The organism is Streptomyces sp. NBC_00582, assembly GCF_036345155.1.
GTDB lineage: Bacteria > Actinomycetota > Actinomycetes > Streptomycetales > Streptomycetaceae > Streptomyces.
In genome coordinates this window covers 3940358-3960193 of sequence record NZ_CP107772.1, presented here as the reverse complement: position 1 = coordinate 3960193, position 19836 = coordinate 3940358, and the positions used below count along the sequence as shown (strand labels likewise).

At 72.0% G+C, this 19836-nt stretch carries 22 protein-coding genes and 1 pseudogene; 13 read left to right on the top strand and 10 right to left on the bottom strand.

Annotated features, from left to right (window positions below):
• Window positions 1-29: 29 nt before the first annotated feature.
• On the bottom strand, window positions 30-815 hold the full coding sequence (nagB, locus tag OG852_RS17285) for a glucosamine-6-phosphate deaminase (protein WP_133912481.1): 786 nt from the start codon (window positions 813-815) through the stop codon (window positions 30-32).
• Window positions 816-1271: 456 nt separating this feature from the next.
• Here nagB and OG852_RS17280 point away from each other — a divergent pair, with 456 nt between their 5' ends.
• Window positions 1272-2738: a sensor histidine kinase gene (locus OG852_RS17280; protein WP_133912871.1), complete on the top strand. Its 1467-nt coding sequence runs from the start codon at window positions 1272-1274 to the stop codon at window positions 2736-2738.
• Window positions 2739-2919: 181 nt separating this feature from the next.
• On the opposite strand, the gene OG852_RS17275 is transcribed toward OG852_RS17280, so the two are convergent.
• Entirely contained in the window at window positions 2920-3177 is a 258-nt protein-coding gene (locus OG852_RS17275) for a WhiB family transcriptional regulator (RefSeq protein WP_016639615.1), read from the bottom strand.
• A 321-nt stretch (window positions 3178-3498) separates the two neighbouring features.
• Window positions 3499-4467, bottom strand: a complete 969-nt coding sequence (locus OG852_RS17270; RefSeq protein WP_133912480.1) for a diacylglycerol/lipid kinase family protein — start codon at window positions 4465-4467, stop codon at window positions 3499-3501.
• Between the two features lie 165 nt (window positions 4468-4632).
• On the opposite strand from OG852_RS17270, the gene OG852_RS17265 reads away from it, so the two are divergent.
• Window positions 4633-5088 (top strand): hypothetical protein, encoded by a 456-nt coding sequence (locus OG852_RS17265; RefSeq protein WP_330348390.1) that lies wholly within the window; start codon window positions 4633-4635, stop codon window positions 5086-5088.
• 3 nt (window positions 5089-5091) lie between these two features.
• On the opposite strand, the gene OG852_RS17260 is transcribed toward OG852_RS17265, so the two are convergent.
• The 3 genes from OG852_RS17260 to OG852_RS17250 form a co-directional block, all read right to left on the bottom strand.
• Window positions 5092-6222, bottom strand: a complete 1131-nt coding sequence (locus OG852_RS17260) for an RNA polymerase sigma factor SigF (protein WP_133912478.1) — start codon at window positions 6220-6222, stop codon at window positions 5092-5094.
• On the bottom strand, window positions 6219-6632 hold the full coding sequence (locus tag OG852_RS17255; protein ID WP_004925829.1) for an anti-sigma regulatory factor: 414 nt from the start codon (window positions 6630-6632) through the stop codon (window positions 6219-6221). The genes OG852_RS17260 and OG852_RS17255 overlap by 4 nt, the downstream gene beginning before the upstream one ends.
• Before the next feature lie 267 nt (window positions 6633-6899).
• Window positions 6900-7160 carry a UBP-type zinc finger domain-containing protein gene (locus OG852_RS17250; RefSeq protein ID WP_133912477.1) on the bottom strand — a complete coding sequence of 87 codons (261 nt, stop codon included), beginning with the start codon at window positions 7158-7160 and terminating at the stop codon, window positions 6900-6902.
• 59 nt (window positions 7161-7219) lie between these two features.
• Between OG852_RS17250 and OG852_RS17245 the strand changes: the two genes are divergently transcribed.
• Window positions 7220-8815 carry a Na+/H+ antiporter gene (locus tag OG852_RS17245; RefSeq protein ID WP_330348389.1) on the top strand — a complete coding sequence of 532 codons (1596 nt, stop codon included), beginning with the start codon at window positions 7220-7222 and terminating at the stop codon, window positions 8813-8815.
• Here OG852_RS17245 and OG852_RS17240 read toward each other — a convergent pair.
• A complete protein-coding gene (locus OG852_RS17240; protein WP_330348388.1) occupies window positions 8797-9711 on the bottom strand; it encodes a 1-aminocyclopropane-1-carboxylate deaminase/D-cysteine desulfhydrase in 915 nt (304 codons plus the stop codon). The two genes, OG852_RS17245 and OG852_RS17240, sit on opposite strands and share 19 nt — an antisense overlap.
• A gap of 173 nt (window positions 9712-9884) precedes the next feature.
• On the opposite strand from OG852_RS17240, the gene OG852_RS17235 reads away from it, so the two are divergent.
• From OG852_RS17235 to OG852_RS17215, 5 genes are all read left to right on the top strand, one after another.
• The gene (locus OG852_RS17235) at window positions 9885-11291 is read left to right on the top strand and encodes a family 2B encapsulin nanocompartment shell protein (RefSeq protein WP_133912474.1); all 1407 of its coding nucleotides are present in this window, start codon (window positions 9885-9887) and stop codon (window positions 11289-11291) included.
• Between the two features lie 44 nt (window positions 11292-11335).
• Window positions 11336-12427 carry a family 2 encapsulin nanocompartment cargo protein polyprenyl transferase gene (locus tag OG852_RS17230; protein ID WP_330351454.1) on the top strand — a complete coding sequence of 364 codons (1092 nt, stop codon included), beginning with the start codon at window positions 11336-11338 and terminating at the stop codon, window positions 12425-12427.
• Between the two features lie 155 nt (window positions 12428-12582).
• Window positions 12583-12753 carry a hypothetical protein gene (locus OG852_RS17225; RefSeq protein ID WP_330348387.1) on the top strand — a complete coding sequence of 57 codons (171 nt, stop codon included), beginning with the start codon at window positions 12583-12585 and terminating at the stop codon, window positions 12751-12753.
• A gap of 4 nt (window positions 12754-12757) precedes the next feature.
• Window positions 12758-12973 (top strand): hypothetical protein, encoded by a 216-nt coding sequence (locus tag OG852_RS17220; protein WP_133912473.1) that lies wholly within the window; start codon window positions 12758-12760, stop codon window positions 12971-12973.
• Between the two features lie 9 nt (window positions 12974-12982).
• Window positions 12983-13318: a DUF952 domain-containing protein gene (locus OG852_RS17215; RefSeq protein WP_133912472.1), complete on the top strand. Its 336-nt coding sequence runs from the start codon at window positions 12983-12985 to the stop codon at window positions 13316-13318.
• Window positions 13319-13322: 4 nt separating this feature from the next.
• On the opposite strand, the gene OG852_RS17210 is transcribed toward OG852_RS17215, so the two are convergent.
• Window positions 13323-14093 (bottom strand): VOC family protein, encoded by a 771-nt coding sequence (locus OG852_RS17210; protein WP_330348386.1) that lies wholly within the window; start codon window positions 14091-14093, stop codon window positions 13323-13325.
• Window positions 14094-14201: 108 nt separating this feature from the next.
• On the opposite strand from OG852_RS17210, the pseudogene OG852_RS17205 reads away from it, so the two are divergent.
• The 3 genes and pseudogenes from OG852_RS17205 to OG852_RS17195 all read left to right on the top strand — a co-directional run.
• Window positions 14202-14644 (top strand): annotated as a pseudogene (locus OG852_RS17205) (polyphosphate kinase 2); the annotation flags it as partial.
• A 93-nt stretch (window positions 14645-14737) separates the two neighbouring features.
• The gene (locus OG852_RS17200) at window positions 14738-16492 is read left to right on the top strand and encodes a histidinol-phosphate transaminase (protein ID WP_330348385.1); all 1755 of its coding nucleotides are present in this window, start codon (window positions 14738-14740) and stop codon (window positions 16490-16492) included.
• Window positions 16489-17292 (top strand): phosphatidate cytidylyltransferase, encoded by an 804-nt coding sequence (locus tag OG852_RS17195; RefSeq protein WP_330348384.1) that lies wholly within the window; start codon window positions 16489-16491, stop codon window positions 17290-17292. Before OG852_RS17200 ends, OG852_RS17195 begins: the two co-directional genes overlap by 4 nt.
• 103 nt (window positions 17293-17395) lie before the next feature.
• Here the strand turns inward: OG852_RS17195 and sodN are convergent, their stop codons facing one another.
• On the bottom strand, window positions 17396-17791 hold the full coding sequence (gene sodN / locus OG852_RS17190) for a superoxide dismutase, Ni (protein ID WP_055634112.1): 396 nt from the start codon (window positions 17789-17791) through the stop codon (window positions 17396-17398).
• Between the two features lie 145 nt (window positions 17792-17936).
• On the opposite strand from sodN, the gene sodX reads away from it, so the two are divergent.
• Window positions 17937-18371 (top strand): nickel-type superoxide dismutase maturation protease, encoded by a 435-nt coding sequence (gene sodX / locus OG852_RS17185; RefSeq protein WP_133912868.1) that lies wholly within the window; start codon window positions 17937-17939, stop codon window positions 18369-18371.
• Here sodX and OG852_RS17180 read toward each other — a convergent pair.
• Window positions 18275-18904 (bottom strand): CGNR zinc finger domain-containing protein, encoded by a 630-nt coding sequence (locus tag OG852_RS17180; RefSeq protein ID WP_330348383.1) that lies wholly within the window; start codon window positions 18902-18904, stop codon window positions 18275-18277. The genes sodX and OG852_RS17180 overlap by 97 nt on opposite strands.
• Before the next feature lie 99 nt (window positions 18905-19003).
• Here OG852_RS17180 and OG852_RS17175 point away from each other — a divergent pair, with 99 nt between their 5' ends.
• A complete protein-coding gene (locus OG852_RS17175) occupies window positions 19004-19768 on the top strand; it encodes a class I SAM-dependent methyltransferase (RefSeq protein ID WP_330348382.1) in 765 nt (254 codons plus the stop codon).
• Window positions 19769-19836: the final 68 nt, after the last annotated feature.

Genomic DNA, 19836 nt, shown 5'->3' with positions numbered 1-19836 from the left:
CGAATCCGCTCTGCCGGGTCCCGCTCTTTTCAAATGCCCTGCCACTCCGGCTTGTTGACGAACGTGTGCCGGAAGTAGTCCGCAAGCTTCAGCTTGGACGCGGCAGCCTCATCCACGACAACCGTCGCATGCGGATGCAACTGAAGCGCGGACGCGGGACAGACAGCGGCCAGCGGCCCCTCCACCGTCGCCGCCACCGCGTCCGCCTTGTTCTCCCCGGTCGCGAGCAGCACCAGATGCCGGGCCTCCAGGATCGTCCCGATCCCCTGGGTGATGACGTGATGCGGCACCTGATCGATGTCCCCGTCGAAGAACCGCGCGTTGTCCACCCGCGTCTGCTCGGTGAGCGTCTTGATCCGGGTCCGTGAGGCCAGCGACGAGCACGGCTCGTTGAACCCGATGTGCCCGTCGGTCCCGATCCCCAGCAGCTGCAGGTCCACCCCGCCGGCCGCGGCCAGCGCCGCGTCGTACGCCCGGGAGGCCGCCTGTATGTCCGGCGCCGTGCCGTCGGGCCCGAGGAACGCCTCCATGCCGATGCCGAGCGGTTCCAGCACCTCGCGCCGCAGCACCGACCGGTAGGACTCGGGATGGTCGGCGGGCAGCCCCACGTACTCGTCGAGCTGCGCGATCCGAGCCCGCGAGGTGTCCGTCTCCCCGGCCCGCACCTTGGCCGCCAGCGCCTGGTAGACGGGCAGCGGGGTGGAGCCGGTGGCCACGCCCAGCAGGGCGTCCGGTTTGCGCCGCAGCAGCTGCGCCATGGCCTCGGCGATCAGCTCGCCACCCGACCTGGCGTCCGCAACGATGACAACTTCCACGCTGACCTGCCGTTCTGAGCTGAGTGGTTTAGACCAATCCAGGGCTCAATTTATCAGAGCTCCGTGAAATTGCCCCCCGCATCTCAGTCCGTGGAGGAACCCGCACAGGCTAGGCTGCGTCTTGGACGCGGGGGCATGGACACACCGAGTGGTCTAGTCCACAATGGTTCACGCGAGAACAACACGCGGGAACAACACGCGAGCGAACAGCACGAGAAGACTTCCGTTCTCCCCGCACAGGAGGGCGGACCGAGGGACCGGTGCTCTCTGCCCTGACTGCTCCGGCTCCTCACCTTCGGCCGACGGGACCGCACACCCCGCGGCCGATATTGCTCCGGGCTGCGGTGCCGGGAGGGCTGAGGGTCCCTCCCAGGCGCCGCGGCCCGCGGGTGTTTTCGGGACCCGGCGTTTTTAGGCCAGGGACAGACCCACGGGTACGCTCGCAGCGTGCCCTCCATGAACGAACTCGTACGCCAGCACACCGCCCTCGACGACTCCGACCTCGAGTGGCTCCACCTGCTGGTCTCGGAGTGGCAGCTGCTCTCCGACCTCTCCTTCGCCGACCTGGTCCTGTGGGTGCCCACCAGCGACGGCACCCGCTATGTCTCCGTGGCCCAGATGCGCCCCAACACCGGGCCCACCTCCTACCAGGACGACATGGTCGGCCACCTCGTCCCGCGCGGCCGCAGGCCCCTGCTCGACGCCGCCCTGGACGAGGGCCGGATCGTGCGCGAGGGCGACCCGGAGTGGCGTGAAGAGGTCCCCGTACGGGTCGAGTCCATCCCCGTACGGCGGGAGGGCCGCGTCCTCGGGGTCATCGCCCGCAACACCAACCTGCTCACCGTGCGCACCCCGAGCCGGCTGGAACTGACCTACCTCCAGAGCGCCTCCGACCTGGCGCAGATGATCGCGGCCGGCTCCTTCCCCTTCGCCGGCCAGCAGATGGACATGGACGCCGCCCCCCGCGTCGGCGACGGTCTGATCCGCGTCGACGGCGACGGCATCGTCCAGTACGCCTCCCCGAACGCGCTCTCCGCCTACCACCGCATGGGCCTCGCCTCCGACCTCCTCGGCCACCACCTCGGACGGACCACCGCCGAACTCGCCCCCACCCGGGGCCCGGTCGACGAGGCCCTCGCCAAGGTCGCCAGCGGCTGGGCGCCCCGTGAGTTCGAGATCGAGGCCAAGGACGGGGTCATCCAGTTCCGCACGATCCCGCTCAAACCCAAGGGCACCCGCATCGGTTCGCTCGTGCTGCTCCGGGACGTCACCGAACTGCGTCGTCGCGAACGCGAGTTGATCACCAAGGACGCCACCATCCGGGAGATCCACCACCGGGTGAAGAACAACCTCCAGACGGTCGCCGCGCTGCTGCGCCTGCAGGCCCGCCGGATCGAGTCCGAGCGGGGCCGGGAGGCCCTGGAGGAGGCCGTGCGCCGGGTCGGCTCGATCGCGATCGTGCACGAGACGCTGTCCCAGAACCTGGACGAGCGCGTGGAGTTCGACGAGATCGCCGACCGGGTGCTCGCCATGGTCGCGGAGATCTCACCGGGCAAGGTCGCCGGCCGGCGCACCGGGCGCTTCGGCATCCTGGACGCGGAGGTCGCCACCCCGCTGTCCATGGTCCTCACCGAGATCCTCCAGAACGCCCTGGAGCACGGCTTCCGCGAGGGCGACACCGGCACGGTCGAGGTCTCGGCGGTCCGCGGCGGTACGGCGAAGGAGGCCCGCCTCCTGGTCACCGTCCAGGACGACGGCGTGGGCCTGCCCGAGGGCTTCGACCCGCATACCTCCGGCAACCTCGGTCTGCAGATCGTCCGTACCCTGGTGGAGGGCGAGTTGGGCGGCACCTTCGACATGGTCCCGGCCCCGGAGCGCGGCACCCAGGTGATCCTGGACGTCCCGGTGCGGGCCCAGAAGTAAGGCCCGGGTAAGAGCAGTTGGGCACAGCACGAAGCCCCGGACCATTCAGGGGTCCGGGGCTCGAATGCTCGTTGCCAGCGATTAGCTGCGCATCGGGGGTACTGCGCGCTGCGGCTCGGGGGCGGGAGATGCGCACTCGCTGTGCGCGCCGCCAAGCTCAGGCTGTGCGGGGCGGGTGTTGTCAGGCGGAGGCCTGACGGGCCCGGTTGCGGGCGGCACGGCGCTTCATCGCGCGACGCTCGTCCTCGCTGAGACCACCCCAGACGCCGGAGTCCTGGCCGGACTCGAGCGCCCACTGCAGACACTGCTCCATAACCGGGCAGCGACGGCAGACGGCCTTGGCTTCCTCGATCTGCAGCAGCGCAGGACCGGTGTTGCCGATGGGGAAGAAGAGCTCGGGGTCTTCCTCGCGGCAAACGGCGTTGTGACGCCAGTCCATGGCTGCTACCTCTCCTTGGTATTACGTGCAGGTTGCTTGTGAATGTGAACGCTTTCACGAATCCCTCAACAAGTGAAGGGCCAACCCGCCAGGTTCGCTGGCGTGGTCCTTGTGAGGTGAAGAGGGGTTCTGGTGATCAGTGGAGGCCGGTGTTGCGGGCCGTCCCGATCGCCACGTAGAGACTCGCAAACCTCAGCGGCGGATACAACCCCTTCCGGAAAGTTTTTTTTGATTCCTCGGTGTCGACTAGGTCACAGCCGTACTTCCATGGGGTGGATCCTGGCCTAAACGTTCGAGTGAAAGGACTTCAGCCCTTTCTGCTCACACAATCACACGCAGTGCACGGCGTACGCCTGTGAACGTCACGCTCGTACGCAGTCCCAGGTGGTCGCCGTCCATCTGGAGGGGGAGAGGCACCTTCGAATGCAAGGTGAACCGGTCCAGGTCATGGAAGGAGTGCGCATGCTTGCCCTGAGGGCCGCGCTCGGGGGACGAAGTGAGCAACTGGGTGCCATACCGGGCAACCGCGGCGGTGGACAGACGGCTGAGACCGAGTACGTCGAGCCCGGTATCGAACGAGGCCTTAGGCGACGCGTACACCGGGCGATTGCCCAGATAGGTCCACGGAGCCGTGTTGCAGACTATGGAGAGCACCAAATCGGTCACCGGGTCGGCGCCGGGGGTCTCCAGGGTGATCGATCCGCGCCGGCGGTCCGGCTCGCCCAGCAGTTGCCGCACGGCCTGCATCAGATAGAGGGCGTGCGTCGACCTCCTGCCCCGCTCCCGCTGCTGCTCGACCCGGCCGACGACTCCCGCGTCGAACCCGAGCCCGGCGTTGAAGGTGAACCAGCGCGAGGGCACCGCCTCGTCCTCCGTGCCCGGGGTGCCCGAGGCGATCCCCAGGCCGACCGTGCGCTCGCGCCGCTCGCGCAGGGCGTCCAGCAGGGCGCCGGTCGCCTCCACCGGGTCGTTGGGCAGGCCCAGGGCGCGGGCGAAGACATTGGTGGAGCCGCCGGGGACCACCGCGAGGCCGGGCAGCCGCTCCGGGTCGGGGCCGGCGTGCAGCAGGCCGTTGACCACCTCGTTCACCGTGCCGTCGCCGCCGAGCGCCACCACCAGATCGGTGTTCCCGCTCTCCGCCGCCTGCCGGCCCAGGTCGCGCGCGTGCCCGCGGTACTCGGTGGTGACCGCCTCCAGCTTCATCTCGCTGGCGAGTGCGTGGATGAGGACGTCACGCGTCCGTGCACTGGTGGTGGTTGCCGCCGGGTTGACCACGAGAAGTGCACGCATGGGGTGCAGCGTACCTACTGGGTGGTACCCGGGCACAGGCCGAGGTGGGGAAGCGGTAAGAGATCGGACGTGAGCCTCGACACGGGCCCGGGAGCGAAGGGCGGGCCGCCGGAGGACGGGCCGGGCAGCCGGAGGTGCGGGCAGGGCCGGGGCTACCCTTCAGGGGTGAGCAGTGAGCCGAGCCCCCTCGCCCCCGAGACCACCCCGGACGCCACCGGACCGCGCCCGCGCCGGCTGACGTACGCCGCCGCACTGGCCGCTCTGGAAGGGCTGGCGCTCGTCGTCGGCGGCGTGTGGATCCTGGTCCTCGGGATCACGGGCGACCCGGACGACCGGAGCCAGGCCGTCACCGGGGGCCTGACCCTGGTGGTGCTCGCCCTGCTGCCGCTGCTCGCCGCGCGCGGACTGCTCGCCCGGCGGAGCTGGAGCCGGGGGCCCGCCGTCATCACCCAGATCATGGCGCTGCCGGTGGCCTACAACCTGCTGCAGGCCGACAGCATGGCGATCCCGGCGGGCATCGCCCTCGCGGTCGTCGCCGTCGCGGCGCTCGTCCTGCTCCTCAACCCAGAGACCACCCGGGCCCTCGGCATCCGGGGGCCCGGCAGGGCACAGGGCCGGTAGCCCCTACTCCTCCACCAGCAGCTTCTCCCGCAGCTGCGCCAGCGTGCGCGCCAGCAGCCGCGAGACGTGCATCTGCGAGATGCCGACCTCCTGCGCGATCTGCGACTGGGTCATGTTGCCGAAGAAGCGGAGAAGAAGAATCCGCTTCTCCCGGGGCGGGAGGTCCTCCAGCAGCGGCTTGAGCGACTCCCGGTACTCGACGCCCTCCAGCGCCTCGTCCTCCGCGCCGAGCGTGTCGGCGACCGCCGGGGACTCGTCGTCGGTGTCGGGGACGTCCAGCGACAGCGTGGAGTACGCGTTGGCGGACTCCAGGCCCTCCAGGACCTCCTCCTCCGAGATGGCCAGCTTCTCGGCCAGCTCGTGGACCGTGGGGGAACGGCCGTGCTGCTGCGAGAGCTCCGCCGTCGCCGTGGTCAGCGCGAGCCGCAGCTCCTGGAGCCTGCGCGGGACGCGCACCGCCCAGCCCTTGTCGCGGAAGTGCCGCTTGATCTCGCCGACGACCGTCGGGGTCGCGTACGTCGAGAACTCCACGCCGCGGTCCGGGTCGAAACGGTCGACCGACTTGATCAGGCCGATGGTGGCGACCTGCGTGAGATCGTCGAGCGGCTCGCCGCGGTTGCGGAAGCGCCGCGCCAGATGCTCCACGAGCGGCAGGTGCATCCGGACGAGCTGATTGCGCAGCTCCGCGTACTCCGGGCTGCCGTCCTGCAGCCCGCGCAGCTGGACGAACATCGCCCGCGCCCCGCTGCGGTCCGCCTGCTCCCTCGGCTCGTGCTGGTTCCGGGGTTCACGCTGGTCACGGGGTTCGTGCTGCGTGCCCGGCACGCCGTGTTCGTCGTCTCGCTCGTGCTCGCTCATCGTCCCGCCCGTCGCCCTCTGTCGAGCCCTGTCCTCAGCCCGGCCGGGGGAGCCCCCGATCCGCCCCTCGCGGGGCGAGTCCTGCACGGCACTCCGGTCCTGCCGCCCGGTGTCGTCCTCCGGGTGCGGCCTGGCCTGCTCGGGAATGCCGTCGATGCCATCGATACCGTCTGCCGTCATGCGTCGGGAACCGCCCGGAGAGACTGAATCGTTCTCGGCCGGCAGCTCCCGTGTGCCGCGCTCTTCGTCCCGCACCGGCCCGTCCCCGTTCCTCACGCCGGCCCGGGTCCCGCGCCGCGCTGTTTGTAGAGGCTGATCGAAACGGTTTTGTCCTCGTCGACGGCCGAGGAGACCTTCCCCGCGAGGGCGGACAGCACGGTCCAGGCGAAGGTGTCCCGCGAGGGGGCGTGGCCGTCGGTGGTCGGCGCCGAGACGGTGACCTCGAGCGAGTCGTCGACGAGCCGGAAGACACAGCTGAGCACCGAGCCGGGCACGGCCTGCTGGAGCAGGATCGCGCAGGCCTCGTCCACCGCGATGCGCAGGTCCTCGATCTCGTCCAGGGTGAAGTCCAAACGGGCCGCGAGGCCGGCCGTGGCCGTCCGCAGCACCGACAGGTAGGCACCCGCAGCCGGCAGCCGGACTTCCACGAAGTCCTGGGTCGCGGGCTCGCCTGCGATCTGGGACACCCTCACCTCCAAGGTGGTACAAGCTTTTCGGGCCGAGGGTCGCCCCCCGGGTAACGCGTGTGTGGTGCAGCGGTGACGCTATCGCGCTCTCCAGCGTCCTGTCCCCGGGACCCCAACCCCCTGGCGTCACTCACAGTAAAGCTGTGAACACGCTCCGTGTCTAGGGGTCTGCGGACCCAAAAGGGAAGAGGGCGCGCCGGGTTGACGTACCCAGGCGTCAGATGGTCGAACCGTACCCGGCGGACGCCGGGGCCGTCTCTCCGACGCTCATACGAGGACATGATCGACGAAGCACCAACGCCAGCTCTCCCCGGGCTCGAAGGTCCGCATCACGGGATGCCCGGTCTCGTCGTGATGCCCTGTGGCGTGCCGGCTGGGCGAGGAGTCGCAGCAGCCGACATGGCCGCACGTCAGGCACAGCCGCAACTGCACCGGGTGGGTACCGTCCCGCAGGCACTCCGGACACGTCTCACCGAGCGGGACGGGTTCGGGGTCGGGCAGCGCGTCGGCGTGCGTGCACTGTTTCATGATTGCCAGATTACGACGGTCGTGCGGGGGACCGCGCGGAAAAACGAGGCGGGCGAGACATGGACGTGATGCCACTGCTGTTGCTGGTGGCGGGCAGCGCGGCGATCGCGGCCGCGGCCCGGCGCACCCCGGTGCCGGCCCCGCTGCTGCTGGTCGCGGTCGGCCTGGCGGTGTCGTACGTACCCGGAGTCCCGGACTACACCCTGGACCCGGACATCGTCCTGCCCCTGCTGCTGCCGCCGCTGCTGTACACCTCGGCCGCCGACAGCTCCTACCTCGACCTGCGTGCCCAGCTCCGTCCGGTGGCCCTGTTGTCGGTCGGATACGTGCTGTTCGCGACGGTCGCCGTCGGCTGGGCGGCCTATCTGCTCGTCCCCGGGCTGCCGCTGACCGCCGCGCTGGTGCTGGGCGCGGTGGTGGCGCCGCCGGACGCCGTCGCGGCCACCGCGGTGGCCCGCCGGGTCGGCCTGCCGTCGAGGATCACCACCATCCTCCAGGGCGAGTCCCTGCTGAACGACGCCACCGCGATCACCGCCTACAAGGTGGCGCTCGCCGTCGTGGTCGGCGAGGGCGCGTCCTGGGCGGGCGGCATCGAGGAGTTCCTGGTCGCGGCGGTCGGCGGGGTCGCCGCGGGCCTGATCCTCATGGCACCCCTGCACTGGCTGCGCACCCACCTCAGGGAACCGCTCCTCCAGAACACGCTCTCCCTGCTCATCCCCTTCGTCGCCTACGCCTCCGCCGAGCAGTTCCACGCCTCCGGCGTCCTCGCCGTGGTCGTCGTCGCCCTCTATCTCGGCCACCGCGCGTGGGAGGTCGACTTCGCCACCCGCCTCCAGGAGGACGCCGTGTGGAAGATGGTCGCCTTCGTCCTGGAGTCGGCGGTCTTCGCGCTGATCGGACTCCAGCTCCCGGTCGTCCTCAGGGGCCTCGGTTCGTACGAGGGCGTGGACGCCGCCCGGTACGGCGTCGCCCTCTTCCTGGTGGTCGTCGCGGCCCGCTTCCTGTGGGTCTACCCGGCGACCTTCCTGCCGCGGGCCCTGTCGGCACGCATCCGCGCGCGCGAGGAGAACCCGACCTGGCGGGGCCCCTTCGTCATCGGCTGGGCCGGTATGCGCGGAGTGGTCTCCCTGGCCATCGCCTTCTCCATCCCGCTCACCGTCGAGGACGGCGAGCCCTTCCCGCACCGCAACCTGATCCTCTTCCTGACGTTCACCACGGTCATCGGCACCCTGGTCGTCCAGGGCCTGACCCTGCCCCCGCTGATCCGCATGCTGAGGTTCCCCACCGCCGACGCGCAGGCCGCCACGCTCGCCGAGGCCAACGCCCAGGCCCAGGCCTCCCGGGCCGCCGAGAAACGCCTGGACGACCTGCTGACCGACGAGCGCAACGCCCTGCCCCCGCCGCTCGCCGAGCGGCTGCGCAGCGTCCTGGAGCGCCGCCGCAACGCCGTCTGGGAGCGGCTCGGGCAGGTCAACCCGGTCACCGGCGAGACCGTCGACGACACCTATCGCCGGCTGTCCCGCGAGATGATCAGCGCCGAACGCGCGGTGTTCGTCCGGCTGCGCGACGGCCGCTACATCGACGACGAGATGCTCCGCACCCTGCTGCGCCGACTGGACCTGGAGGAGGCGGCGGCCTACCGGGAGGCGGGCTGAGTCCCGGGGCCCCGCGGGAAGGGGCGCCCGGTGACGACCGCCGCCACCGTCGTCCCGCGCGGAAAGGCGCCCTCCTCGGCGAGGACGACAAGTCCGTGGAGCAACTTGGCGACATAGAGACGTTCCACCGGCAGGCCGTGCCGGTGCTCGAAGTCCTCCGCGAAGGCCTCCAGCCCCGGGGTGACCCGGGCGTACCCGCCGAAGTGGAAGCGCTCGTCGAGCCACCAGTCGCCCGCGGGGCCACCGAAGGCCTCGGTCTGCAGGGCCCGTATGTCGGCGCCGAGGAAACCGCCCTTCAGGACCGGTACGCCGAGCGCCCGCTGCCCGGTGTCCAGGCCGGCGGCCAGCCCCGCGAGGGTGCCGCCGGTGCCACAGGCGGTCGCGACGACGTCGGCCCGGCCCCGCAGCTCGACGCCGAGCGCCCGGCAGCCGCGTACGGCCAGGGCGTTGCTGCCGCCCTCCGGCACGACGTACGCGTCCGGCGCGCCCGACGCGCGCAGCACGCGCGCGACGACGTCCGGCTCGCCCTTGCGGCGATACGTCGCCCGGTCCACGAAGCGCAGCCGCATCCCGTCGGCCGCGCACCGGGCGAGGGAGGGGTTCAGTGGACGGCCGGCCAGTTCCTCACCGCGCACCACGCCCACCGTGGGCAGCCCGAGGAGCCGGCCGGCCGCCGCGGTGGCCCGCAGATGGTTGGAGTACGCGCCGCCGAAGGTGAGCACCGTCCGCCCGGCCGCCGCCGTCAGATTCGGCGCGAGCTTGCGCCACTTGTTGCCGATCAGCTCGGGATGGATCAGGTCGTCCCGCTTCAGCAGCAGCCGCACCCCGTGCCGTTGGAACCGGTCGTCGGCCACCTCCTGGAGCGGGGAGGGCAGGCGGGGGCGCAGGTCGGTCACCGGCACATTGTCGAACACCGTTCGCCGAAACGTCCCTCTGCCCAGCTCCGCGATGATCCATTCCCGCTCTTTCGTGTAATACCACGACCACATACCGTGATGGAAGGCTTGCTCGCGTACCAGTGCACCGGCGCAGTTCGGCGCCCGTGCGTGATTCGGGAGGGCATTTCTTCATGTCGGTAGGCGAAGAGGTCCGCACGGACGCGGGCAAGCCGCAGCAGAGTCTCGGCACCGCGGCCGCGCGGAACCTGGCCACCACGACCAAGTCCGCACCGCAGATGCAGGAGATCAGCTCCCGCTGGCTGCTGCGGACCCTGCCCTGGGTGGACGTACAGGGCGGCACGTACCGGGTCAACAGGCGGCTGACGTACGCGGTCGGGGACGGCCGCATCACGTTCGTCAAGACCGGCGACCGCGTCGAGGTCATCCCGGCCGAGCTGGGCGAACTGCCGGCGCTGCGCGACTACGAGGACGACGAGGTGCTCTCCGAGCTCGCCCAGCGCTGCCGGCAGCGCGAGTTCGGCCCCGGCGAGGTCATCGCCTCCTTCGGCAGCCAGACCGAGGAGGTCTACCTCCTGGCGCACGGACGCGTCGAGAAGGTCGGCACCGGCCCCTACGGCGACGACCAGGTGCTCGGCGTCCTCGCCGACGGCGCCTACTTCGGCGAGCAGGCGCTGCTCGACGCCGACGCCATCTGGGAGTACACCGCCCGCGCCGACACCGCGTGCACCGTGCTGATCCTGGCCCGCCAGGACGTCGAACAGGTCGCGGAGCGCGCCGACTCCCTGCGCGGGCACCTCCACCACCTGCGCGCCATTCCCGAGCAGCGCACCAACAAGTACGGCGAGAAGGCCGTCGACCTGGCCGCGGGCCACGCCGGCGAACCGGACATCCCGCACACGTTCGTGGACTACGACGCCCGCCCGCGCGAGTACGAACTGAGCATCGCCCAGACCGTCCTGCGCATCCACACACGCGTGGCCGACCTCTACAACCAGCCCATGAACCAGACCGAGCAGCAGTTGCGGCTGACGGTCGAGGCGATCAAGGAGCGCCAGGAGCACGAGCTGGTCAACAACCGGCAGTTCGGCCTGCTCCACAACTGCGAGTACGACCAGCGGCTCCAGCCGCACGACGGCGTGCCGAGCCCCGACGACCTGGACGAGCTGCTCAGCAGGCGGCGCGGCACCAAGATGCTGCTCGCCCACCCGCGCGCGATCTCCGCGATCGGCCGCGAGCTCAACAAGCGCGGTCTGGTGCCCGAGACGATCGACGTCGGCGGCAACCGCATCCCCACCTGGCGCGGGGTGCCGATCTACCCGTGCAACAAGATCCCGGTCACGGAGGCCCGCACCAGCTCGATCATCGCGATGCGTCTGGGCGAGCAGGACCAGGGCGTCATCGGTCTGCGGCAGTCCGGCATCCCGGACGAGATCGAGCCGAGCCTGTCCGTGCGGTTCATGGGCATCAACGAACAGTCGATCATCAACTACCTCGTGACGGCCTACTACTCGGCGGCGGTCCTGGTGCCGGACGCGCTGGGCGTCCTGGAGAACGTCGAGATCGGCCGCTGGCGGTGACCTCCGCCACCAGGCCGTACGGGACACGCGGAAGGCGGACGTCCATCGGGAGCCAGGGGGAGAGCCGGGGCGGCGACACGGGGCGGACCGGGCCGGCGGTGCCCGACGGGCAGGAGGCGACGGTGATCCTGGATCGTGCCAGGGCCGCGGTCGACCCCGCACTGCGCGCCGCCGTCGACTCGTTGCCCCACCAGATGCGCCGGGTCGCCCGCTACCACTTCGGCTGGGAGCACGCCGACGGCACCCCGGCCGCGGGGAACGCGGGCAAGGCGATCCGGCCCGCGCTCGTCCTCGCCGCGGCCGCCGCACTCGGCGGCCCGGCGGCCCGGGCGGCGGCCGTGCGGGCCGCCGCGGCGGTGGAACTGATCCACAACTTCACGCTGTTGCACGACGACGTGATGGACCGGGACACCACCCGCCGGCACCGCCCCACCGCCTGGACCGTGTTCGGCGACGCCGACGCGATCCTCGCCGGGGACGCCCTCCAGGCGCAGGCCCTCGGCCTGCTCGCCGGGGACCCGCACCCGGCGTCCGCGGCGGCGGTGGCCCGGATCGCGGCCTGTGTGGTCGAGCTCTGCGAGGGCCAGCAGACCGACACGGCCCTGGAGAAGCGCGGCCCCGCCGAGGTCACCCTCGACGAGGTGCTCGTCATGGCCGAGGCCAAGACGGGCGCGCTGATCGGCTGCGCCTGTGCGGTGGGCGCGCTGTACGCGGGGGCGGCGCCGGAGGACGTCGAGGCACTGGACGCGTTCGGCAGGGAGGCCGGGCTCGCCTTCCAGCTCATCGACGACGTCATCGGTATATGGGGCGACCCCGGGCACACCGGCAAACCGGCCGGCGCCGACCTCGCCGCCCGCAAGAAGTCCCTGCCGGTGGTCGCCGCCCTGATCTCCGGGACCCCGGCCGCCGGCGAACTGGCGGAGCTGTACGCGCGGCCGCCCGTGCCGGGCGACCAGGACGACCTGGACCGCACGGCGCTGGCGGTGGAGCGGGCCGGCGGCCGGGCCTGGGCCCAGGACCAGGCGGCCGACCGGATGTCCCGGGCCATGGACGAACTGGCCCGCGCGATCCCGGACCCGGAGTCGGCGGGCGGTCTGCTGTCCCTGGCGGAGTTCGTGACCCGGCGCAGCACCTAGGCTCTGTCGTTCGTCCGAGGCGTGATCCAAACGACAGGCCCTCGCCGCGGACCTCGTCCGGCGCTCCCAGACCCCGATGGGTCCCGCACCTCCCCACGGCGTGCGGGGCCCACCGGTGTTCCCCCCGGTCAGTCCCTGTGCGGCGGCTCCGGGTCGTGGGCGAGCCGTTCGACGCGATCGACGAACCGGTGATCAAGACGTACCCGATCGTCTACGGCGCCGGCCTGCCCGTGTTCGCCACCGCCGTCGGCCTCACCCGGTTCACGCTCGCGCCGTCGTACGGGCGTACAGAAGGGCGCACTGACGGCCGACCCGCCCTACGCTGAGGGCATGGACAGAGAACAGCGTGTCTGTCCCGTCTGCGGGCAGTCCGTACAGTCCGTCGTCCAGCGGTACAAGACCCTCGGTGCATGGGTCCCGCGCTGGGTGCCGGGTCCGTGCCACAACCCCGAGTGCGAGGCGTACGTCGAGGAGGGCGTCCCCGCACAGCACCACGCACCGCACCAGGAGGAAAAGCCGGAGAGCCGGCCCGAGCCGGCGGGCTAGCGTGAGCCCATGACCGAACCCCTTCCGCACATCCTGCACATCACCGAACGCGCGCTCTGGGCGGCGGCCCGCGAGCAGGGCTCCTACACGTGGTCCACCCGGGGCCGCACCCTCACGGAGGAAGGGTTCATCCACTGCTCCACCGGCGCCCAGCTCCCCAAGGTCGCCGCCTTCCTCTACGGCTCCTACGACGGCCCCGACGAGCTGGTGGTCCTGGAGGTCGACCCGGCCCGGCTGGACGTCCCCCTCGTGTACGAGGCCCCGGAACCCGGCGGTGAGGAGTTCCCGCACGTCTACGGGCCGATCCCGGTGGACGCCGTGGTGGACGTACGGCCCTGGAACTGAGGACTCAGGCGGACGGCCGGGCCGGCAGTCCGCCCGTCCGCGGGTCGCGGGCCGTCAGGCAGTACGGGGCGCCCGCCGGGTCGCGCATCACCGTCCAGTGGGCGGCCGACGCGACCAGGGTGGCCCCGAGCCGCTCGTGCCGGGCGCGCACGACGTCGATGCCGGAACCGCAGGCCAGGTCCAGGTGGGCGGAGACCGGCCGCTCCTCGCCCAGCCGCTGGAGCAGGATCCGCACCGGCAGCCCCGGCGGGGGCGCGACCACGTGGAACTCCGGCCGGGACCCCGGCCGCGACGACCAGCCCGGCAGCAACGCGCTCCAGAACGCGACGTCCGCGTCGTAGGCGGACGGCGGGAGGTCGAGACACACCTGGTCCAGCCGGCCGCCCCCGACGACCGGTGGCCGGACCGTCTCCCCGTGCCAGGGCACCGCGCAGAACAACTGGCCTGCGGGGGAGCGCAGTACGGCCCACCCGTCGTGCGCGGCGACCGTGGTCGCGCCCAGCGCCCGTGCCGCGTCCGCGAATCCGGGGGCGTCCTCCACGGCGAAGTCGAGATGCGCGCCGCCGTCCCCCTCCGCGACGGCCTGGACCTTCACACAGGCGTCGGCGCCGCCGCCCGGCAACAGGGTGCCGAACTCGTCCCGCTCACCGCGGAGTTCCGACAGCGAGGTGTCCGTGACGGCGGTCCAGAAGTCGCACGCCGTACGGAACCGTTCGACGGGCCGGTCGACGAAGGCGTACGTCCAGCGGACCGGGACAGATGCGCGGGGGCTCATGGGGGGATCGTAGGTCCCACCCTTGTGCGCGCACTCCTGGCACGCCCTTTGCCTCGGGTTCGCCCGGGATCGGCCCGCGCTTGTTTGCACGGGCCGATGAAACTGCGGCGCGGCACCCGCGTCGTCGCACTGGAGAAGCCCACCGAACGCGAGCGCGGGCAGTGGTACTTCCAGCGGTACGTCGAGCAGTCGCCCACCGCCGGCGAGATCGTGCTGTTCGACCGGTCCTGGTACGACCGGGCCGGCGTCGAGCGGGTGATGGGCCTCTGCACCGACGACGAGTACCGGCGCTTCATGCGCCAGGCGCCGATGTTCGAGCGGATGCTCGTGGACGACGGCGTCGACCTGGTGAAGTTCTGGTCCTCAAGAGCAACCACAAGAAGCGGGCCCGGGTGGAGGCCATGCGCAGCGTACTGGCCCGCTTCGCCTACGCGGACAAGGCCGAGGACGTCGTCGGCACCCCCGACCCGAGGATCGTCGGGGCGGCGGCGGGGCTGCTGGAGGCGGGGGAGGACGACGACAGCGGCCCGACGGCGGCCGACTCCGCCTGAGTACGCGTACTCAGATCGGTTGCGTCCGGCGACCCTCACCCGACCGGCCCCGGTTCCCCAGGATGGGGAGATCCGTGTCGAGAGAGGTGCTTGATGGGTCATGACCTGCTGCAACTGCGCTCCGCCACCCCGGAGGACCGGGACTGGATCCACGAACTGCGGCACCGCGTCTACGCGGGGGAGCTGCGCCAGCACGCGCCCGATCCGACCGGGCGGCTCCGGGACGGGCTGGACGGGGACAACGTCTACCTGGTCGCCGCGCGCGGAGCCCACCGGATCGGGTTCGTCAGCCTGACCCCGCCCTGGGCGGGCCGGTACGGGCTGGACAAGTACCTGACCCGCGACGAGTTGCCGGTGCTGGACGACGACCCGTTCGAGGTGCGCGTCCTCACCGTCGAACCCCGCTGGCGGGCCACCGCGGCGGCGCCCCTGCTGATGTACGCGGCGCTGCGCTGGACCGCCGCCCGCGGCGGCCGCCGGCTGGTGGCGATGGGGCGCACCGAACTGCTCGACCTGTACCGGGCCGTCGGCCTGCGCCCGGCCGGCCGTACGGTCCACAGCGGCGCGGTGACGTTCGAGGTGCTGACCGGCGGGGTGACCGAGCTGACCAGGCATGTCACGGACCGGTACGGCAGCGCGCTGGAGCGGCTGCGGGCCACCGTCGACTGGCGGCTGGACCTGCCGTTCGCGCCGGGCCCCGACGGCTGCGAGCACGGGGGCGCCTCCTTCACCGCCGTCGGCACGGACTTCCGTACCCTCCACCGGCGCCACGACCTCGTCATGGCGGACGTCCTGGACGCCTGGTTCCCGCCCGCCCCCGGGGTGCAGGCCGTGCTCGCGGAGGACCCGGCCTGGGTCGCCCGCACCTCCCCGCCGGCCGGTGCCGAGGGACTGCTGGCGGAGATCGCCGCGGCCCGCGCGCTGCCGGTGGACACGCTCGCGGTCGGCTCCGGCTCCTCCGACCTGATCTTCCGGGCGTTCGGCCGATGGCTGACCCCCCGGAGCCGGGTGCTCCTGACGGACCCCTGCTACGGCGAGTACGCCCATGTCACCGAACGTGTGATCGGCTGCCGGGTGGACCGGCTGCCGCTCCGCCGGGAGGACGGCTGGCGCATCGACCCGGCGCGCCTCTCCGCCGCCGTCGCCTCGGGCCGCTACGACCTCGTGGTCGTCGTCAACCCCAACAACCCGACCGGCCGCCACGCCCCGGCCGCCGCCCTGCGCTCGGTGATCGCCGCGGCCCCGGCACGCACCCGCTGGTGGATCGACGAGGCGTACCTGGGGTACGTCGGCCCGGCCGAGTCGCTCGCCGGCCTCGCGGCGACGGACCCGAGGGTGGTGGTCTGCACCTCCCTGTCCAAGATGTACGCGCTGTCCGGCCTGCGCGCCGCCCACCTGGTGGCCGAACCCGCCACGGCCGCGCTGCTGCGCCGGTGGACCCCGCCGTGGCCGGTCGGCCTCCCGGCACAGCTCGCCGCCGTGGCGGCCCTGCGCGACCCGTCGTACTACGCCGACCGCTGGCGGCGCACCCACACCCTGCGCCGGGGGCTGGCCGCCGACCTGGCCGCGGTGGACGAGGAGTCCACGGTCGAGGAGTCCGTCGCGAACTTCCTCACCCTGACCCTCCCGCCGGGCGGGCCGAGCGCGGCCCGGCTCGTCGCCGAGTGCCGCCGCCACGACGTCCATCTGCGTGATCTGTCGCCGCTGTCGGCGCGCTACGAGGGGCGCACCGTGCGCATCGCGGTGCGGGACACCGAGGAGAACGCACGGATCGTCGCCGCGGTCCGGGCGGCCCTGGACGCGCTGCGACCGGCCGCGGCCGCGCTCGCCGCCGCCCCCGCTCGATGATCACGGTGGCCTCGCTTGCGCCCTGGCTGGGCGGGGCGCTGGCGCTGGGCGGGGTCGGGGTGGCGGCGTCCCGACGGCGTGAGCTGATGGTCCGGTGGTGCGCCTGGGCGGTCGGGGTGCCCCTGGTCACCGGGGCGTTCTGGCTGGGCCGCCCCGGCGCCGCGACCGTCGCCGTCGTCGTCGGGGTGATCGCGGTGCTGGAGTACGGCGGGCTGCTGCGACTGGGTCCGGTGGACCGGGCGGTGCTGGCCGCGGCGGTGACCGGTGTGGTCCTGGCGGCCTGGCTGGCGCCCGGACAGGTGCCGCGGGTGGTCGCGATCGGGGCGCTCGCGGTGGCCGTCGTGCCGCTGCTGGCCGGTGACGCCGACCGCGGGCTGCACCGGCTCGGCGCCGGCCTGCTCGGGCTGGCCTGGCTGGGTGTCCTCGCGGCGCTGGTGCCGCTCGGGGCGACCGGGCTCGCGCTGTTCGTGGCGGTCTCCGTCGCCGACATCACGGCGTACGCCGCCGGTCGCCGGTTCGGCGGGCCCCGCCTGTCGCCCCTGTCACCGGCCAAGCGGTGGAGCGGCACCCTGGCCGGGGCGGCGGCCGGCCTCGGCACGCTCGCCCTGCTGTCGGCGTGGACCTGGCCGACGGCCGTCGCGGTGGCGGTCGGCGGACCGGCCGGTGACCTCCTCGAATCCATGGTCAAGCGGGGTGCGCGGGCCAAGGACGCGGGCCGCTGGCTCCCCGGCTCCGGGGGCCTGCTCGACCGGATCGACTCTCTGCTGATCGCCCTGGCGGTCCTGCTGGTGCTGAGCTGAACGCACGGGGAAACACACCGCACCCGGACCCTGGGCGCGCCGTGGTCGGCGGCCTGCGGGCCGGGTGCGGGGGTGAGAGAAAAAGAAGCTGACCGGAGATCGGTCAGGCCTTCTTGGTCTCCCAGAAGATCTTGTCGATCTCGGCGATCAGCTCGAGGGCCTTCTCGCCGGTCTTCGGGTCCGTCGACGCCTTGGCGGCCGACAGGGCCTTCAGGGTGTCGTTGACCAGCACGTGCAGCTGGGGGTACTTCTCGAAGTGCGGGGGCTTGAAGTAGTCGCTCCACAGCACGGAGACGTGGTGCTTCGCGAGCTCGGCACGCTGCTCCTTGATGACGGTGGCGCGCGCCTGGAAGTGCGGGTCGTCGTTGGCGGCCATCTTCTCCTGCACGGCCTTCACCGACTCCGCCTCGATGCGGGCCTGGGCCGGGTCGTACACGCCGCAGGGCAGGTCGCAGTGCGCGCTGACCTTGACCTTGGGGGCAAACAGGCGGGAAAGCATGGAGCATTCCTTCCTCGTGATCGTCTTCTCAGGTGGGACATTACTCCCTGCGAGACGGGTTTTGGCGGGTGCCCCCATGGGCTTAGGACAAAAGTCCGGGGTCAGACTGAGACTGGTGGAGGAACGGACCGGGGAGGTGCCGGGGATGCCGGAACTGTCGCAGGAGACCGAGCGGGGGAGGGCCGGTGCGCCCTTCGGGCTGGCCGAGGTGACCGGGCCGTCCATGGTGCCCACGCTGTACCACGGGGATCAGCTCGTGGTGCAGTACGGGGCGCGGGTGAGGGCCGGTGACGTCGTCGTGCTGCGGCATCCCTTCCAGCAGGACCTGCTGGTGGTCAAGCGGGCCGTCGAGCGGCGGGACGGGGGGTGGTGGGTGCTCGGGGACAACGCGTACGCCGGAGGGGACAGCACCGACTACGGGACCGTGCCCGACGAGCTGATCCTGGGCAAGGTGCGGCTGCGCTACCGGCCGCTGAAGCCGGATCAGCGCTCTCCGCTGGCCGTGGTGCGCTGGGCGCTGTCGGCGGCGAGGCCGGTGCTGGCGGTCCGGTCGGCCTCCAGGCGCTTGCGGGCGCGGTAGGCGGCCACGTTGGCCCGGGTCGCGCAGCGGTCGGAGCAGTAGCGCCGGGAGCGGTTCGTGGAGGTGTCGAGGTAGGCGTTGCGGCACGGTGCCGCCTCGCACAGGCCCAGCCGGTCGACTCCGTACTCGGTGAGGTGGAAGGCCAGGCCCATCGCGGCGATGGCCGCGTAGCCCGCCGTCGCGTTCGACGGGTGGTCCGCGAGGTGCATGTGCCACAGGGGGCGGCCGTCGTCGTCGCGGTGGTCGTGGCCGGAGATCTGCGGGCTCACCGGGAACTCCAGGAGCAGGGAGTTCAGCAGGTCCACGGCGAGGGTCTCGTCGCCCTGGTCCGCCGCCTCGAACACCGCGCGCAGCCGGGCCCGGACCGAGCGGAAGCGGGTGACGTCCGCGTCGGTGGCGCGGCGGGCGGCCGACTGGTTGCCGCCGAAGAGATCACGGACGGCCTCGACCGAGGTCAGTGAGTCCTTGCCCCGGGCCGGTTCCTCGCTGTTGACGAGGCGCACGGCGTAGTCCGAGTAATAGGCCAGTTCCAATTGTAGTCCTTACGGAGGGGCTCTAGGGTCGTGAGTGCGGTCGAGTAACGGCTGATCGTGCTTTCAGGGTATTACGCGACGGATGGCGAGGGGGCTTCCATGACCGCTACGGGTACCGGAACGACCGACTGGGCGGCCTGGCAGGAGAGCTGGGACCGGCAGCAGGAGTGGTACATGCCGGACCGGGAGGACCGGTTCCGCGTCATGCTCGACATGGTCGAGGCCGTCGTGGGCCCACGTCCCCGCGTCCTGGACCTCGCCTGCGGCACCGGCACGATCACCGCCCGGCTGCTGACCCGCCTCCCCGGCGCCACCAGCACCGGCGTCGACCTCGACCCGGCGCTCCTCACCATCGCCCAGGGCACCTTCGCGGGGGACGACCGGGTCACGCTGGTGACCGCCGACCTCAAGGACCCCGACTGGCCGTCCCGGCTGCCGTACGACACGTACGACGCCGTCCTGACCGCCACGGCCCTGCACTGGCTGCACAGCGAACCCCTCGCGGCTCTCTACGGCCGGATCGCGGAACTCGTCCGCGACGGCGGTGTCTTCATGAACGCGGACCACATGATCGACGACACGACGCCCCGGATCAACGCGGCCGAGCGGGCGCTGCGCCACGCCCGTATGGAACAGGCCAAGGAGGGCGGCGCCCTCGACTGGGCCGAGTGGTGGCAGCTCGCCGCCGAGGACCCGGTCCTCGCGGCGCCCACCGCCCGCCGCTTCGAGATCTACGGTGAGCACGCCGACGGGGACACGCCGTCGGCGGAGTGGCATGCGCGGACCCTGCGGGCGGCGGGCTTCGGCGAGGCCCGGCCGGTGTGGTGCTCGCCCTCGGACACACTGCTGCTCGCGCTGAAGTGACGTGACGGCGAAGGGGCGGTACGGAGTCTCCGTACCGCCCCTTGCGTGTCGTACCGGCAGAGCGCCGT

Coding starts and splice junctions, on each gene's coding strand:
- OG852_RS17250 (WP_133912477.1), bottom strand. CDS start 7,160: ATGAAACAGTGCACGCACGCCGACGCGCTGCCCGACCCCGAACCCGTC.
- OG852_RS17200 (WP_330348385.1), top strand. CDS start 14,738: ATGGGTCATGACCTGCTGCAACTGCGCTCCGCCACCCCGGAGGACCGG.
- OG852_RS17220 (WP_133912473.1), top strand. CDS start 12,758: ATGGACAGAGAACAGCGTGTCTGTCCCGTCTGCGGGCAGTCCGTACAG.
- OG852_RS17270 (WP_133912480.1), bottom strand. CDS start 4,467: ATGCGTGCACTTCTCGTGGTCAACCCGGCGGCAACCACCACCAGTGCA.
- sodN (WP_055634112.1), bottom strand. CDS start 17,791: ATGCTTTCCCGCCTGTTTGCCCCCAAGGTCAAGGTCAGCGCGCACTGC.
- OG852_RS17235 (WP_133912474.1), top strand. CDS start 9,885: ATGTCGGTAGGCGAAGAGGTCCGCACGGACGCGGGCAAGCCGCAGCAG.
- OG852_RS17280 (WP_133912871.1), top strand. CDS start 1,272: ATGAACGAACTCGTACGCCAGCACACCGCCCTCGACGACTCCGACCTC.
- OG852_RS17245 (WP_330348389.1), top strand. CDS start 7,220: ATGGACGTGATGCCACTGCTGTTGCTGGTGGCGGGCAGCGCGGCGATC.
- sodX (WP_133912868.1), top strand. CDS start 17,937: ATGCCGGAACTGTCGCAGGAGACCGAGCGGGGGAGGGCCGGTGCGCCC.
- OG852_RS17175 (WP_330348382.1), top strand. CDS start 19,004: ATGACCGCTACGGGTACCGGAACGACCGACTGGGCGGCCTGGCAGGAG.
- OG852_RS17215 (WP_133912472.1), top strand. CDS start 12,983: ATGACCGAACCCCTTCCGCACATCCTGCACATCACCGAACGCGCGCTC.
- OG852_RS17195 (WP_330348384.1), top strand. CDS start 16,489: ATGATCACGGTGGCCTCGCTTGCGCCCTGGCTGGGCGGGGCGCTGGCG.
- OG852_RS17210 (WP_330348386.1), bottom strand. CDS start 14,093: ATGAGCCCCCGCGCATCTGTCCCGGTCCGCTGGACGTACGCCTTCGTC.
- OG852_RS17275 (WP_016639615.1), bottom strand. CDS start 3,177: ATGGACTGGCGTCACAACGCCGTTTGCCGCGAGGAAGACCCCGAGCTC.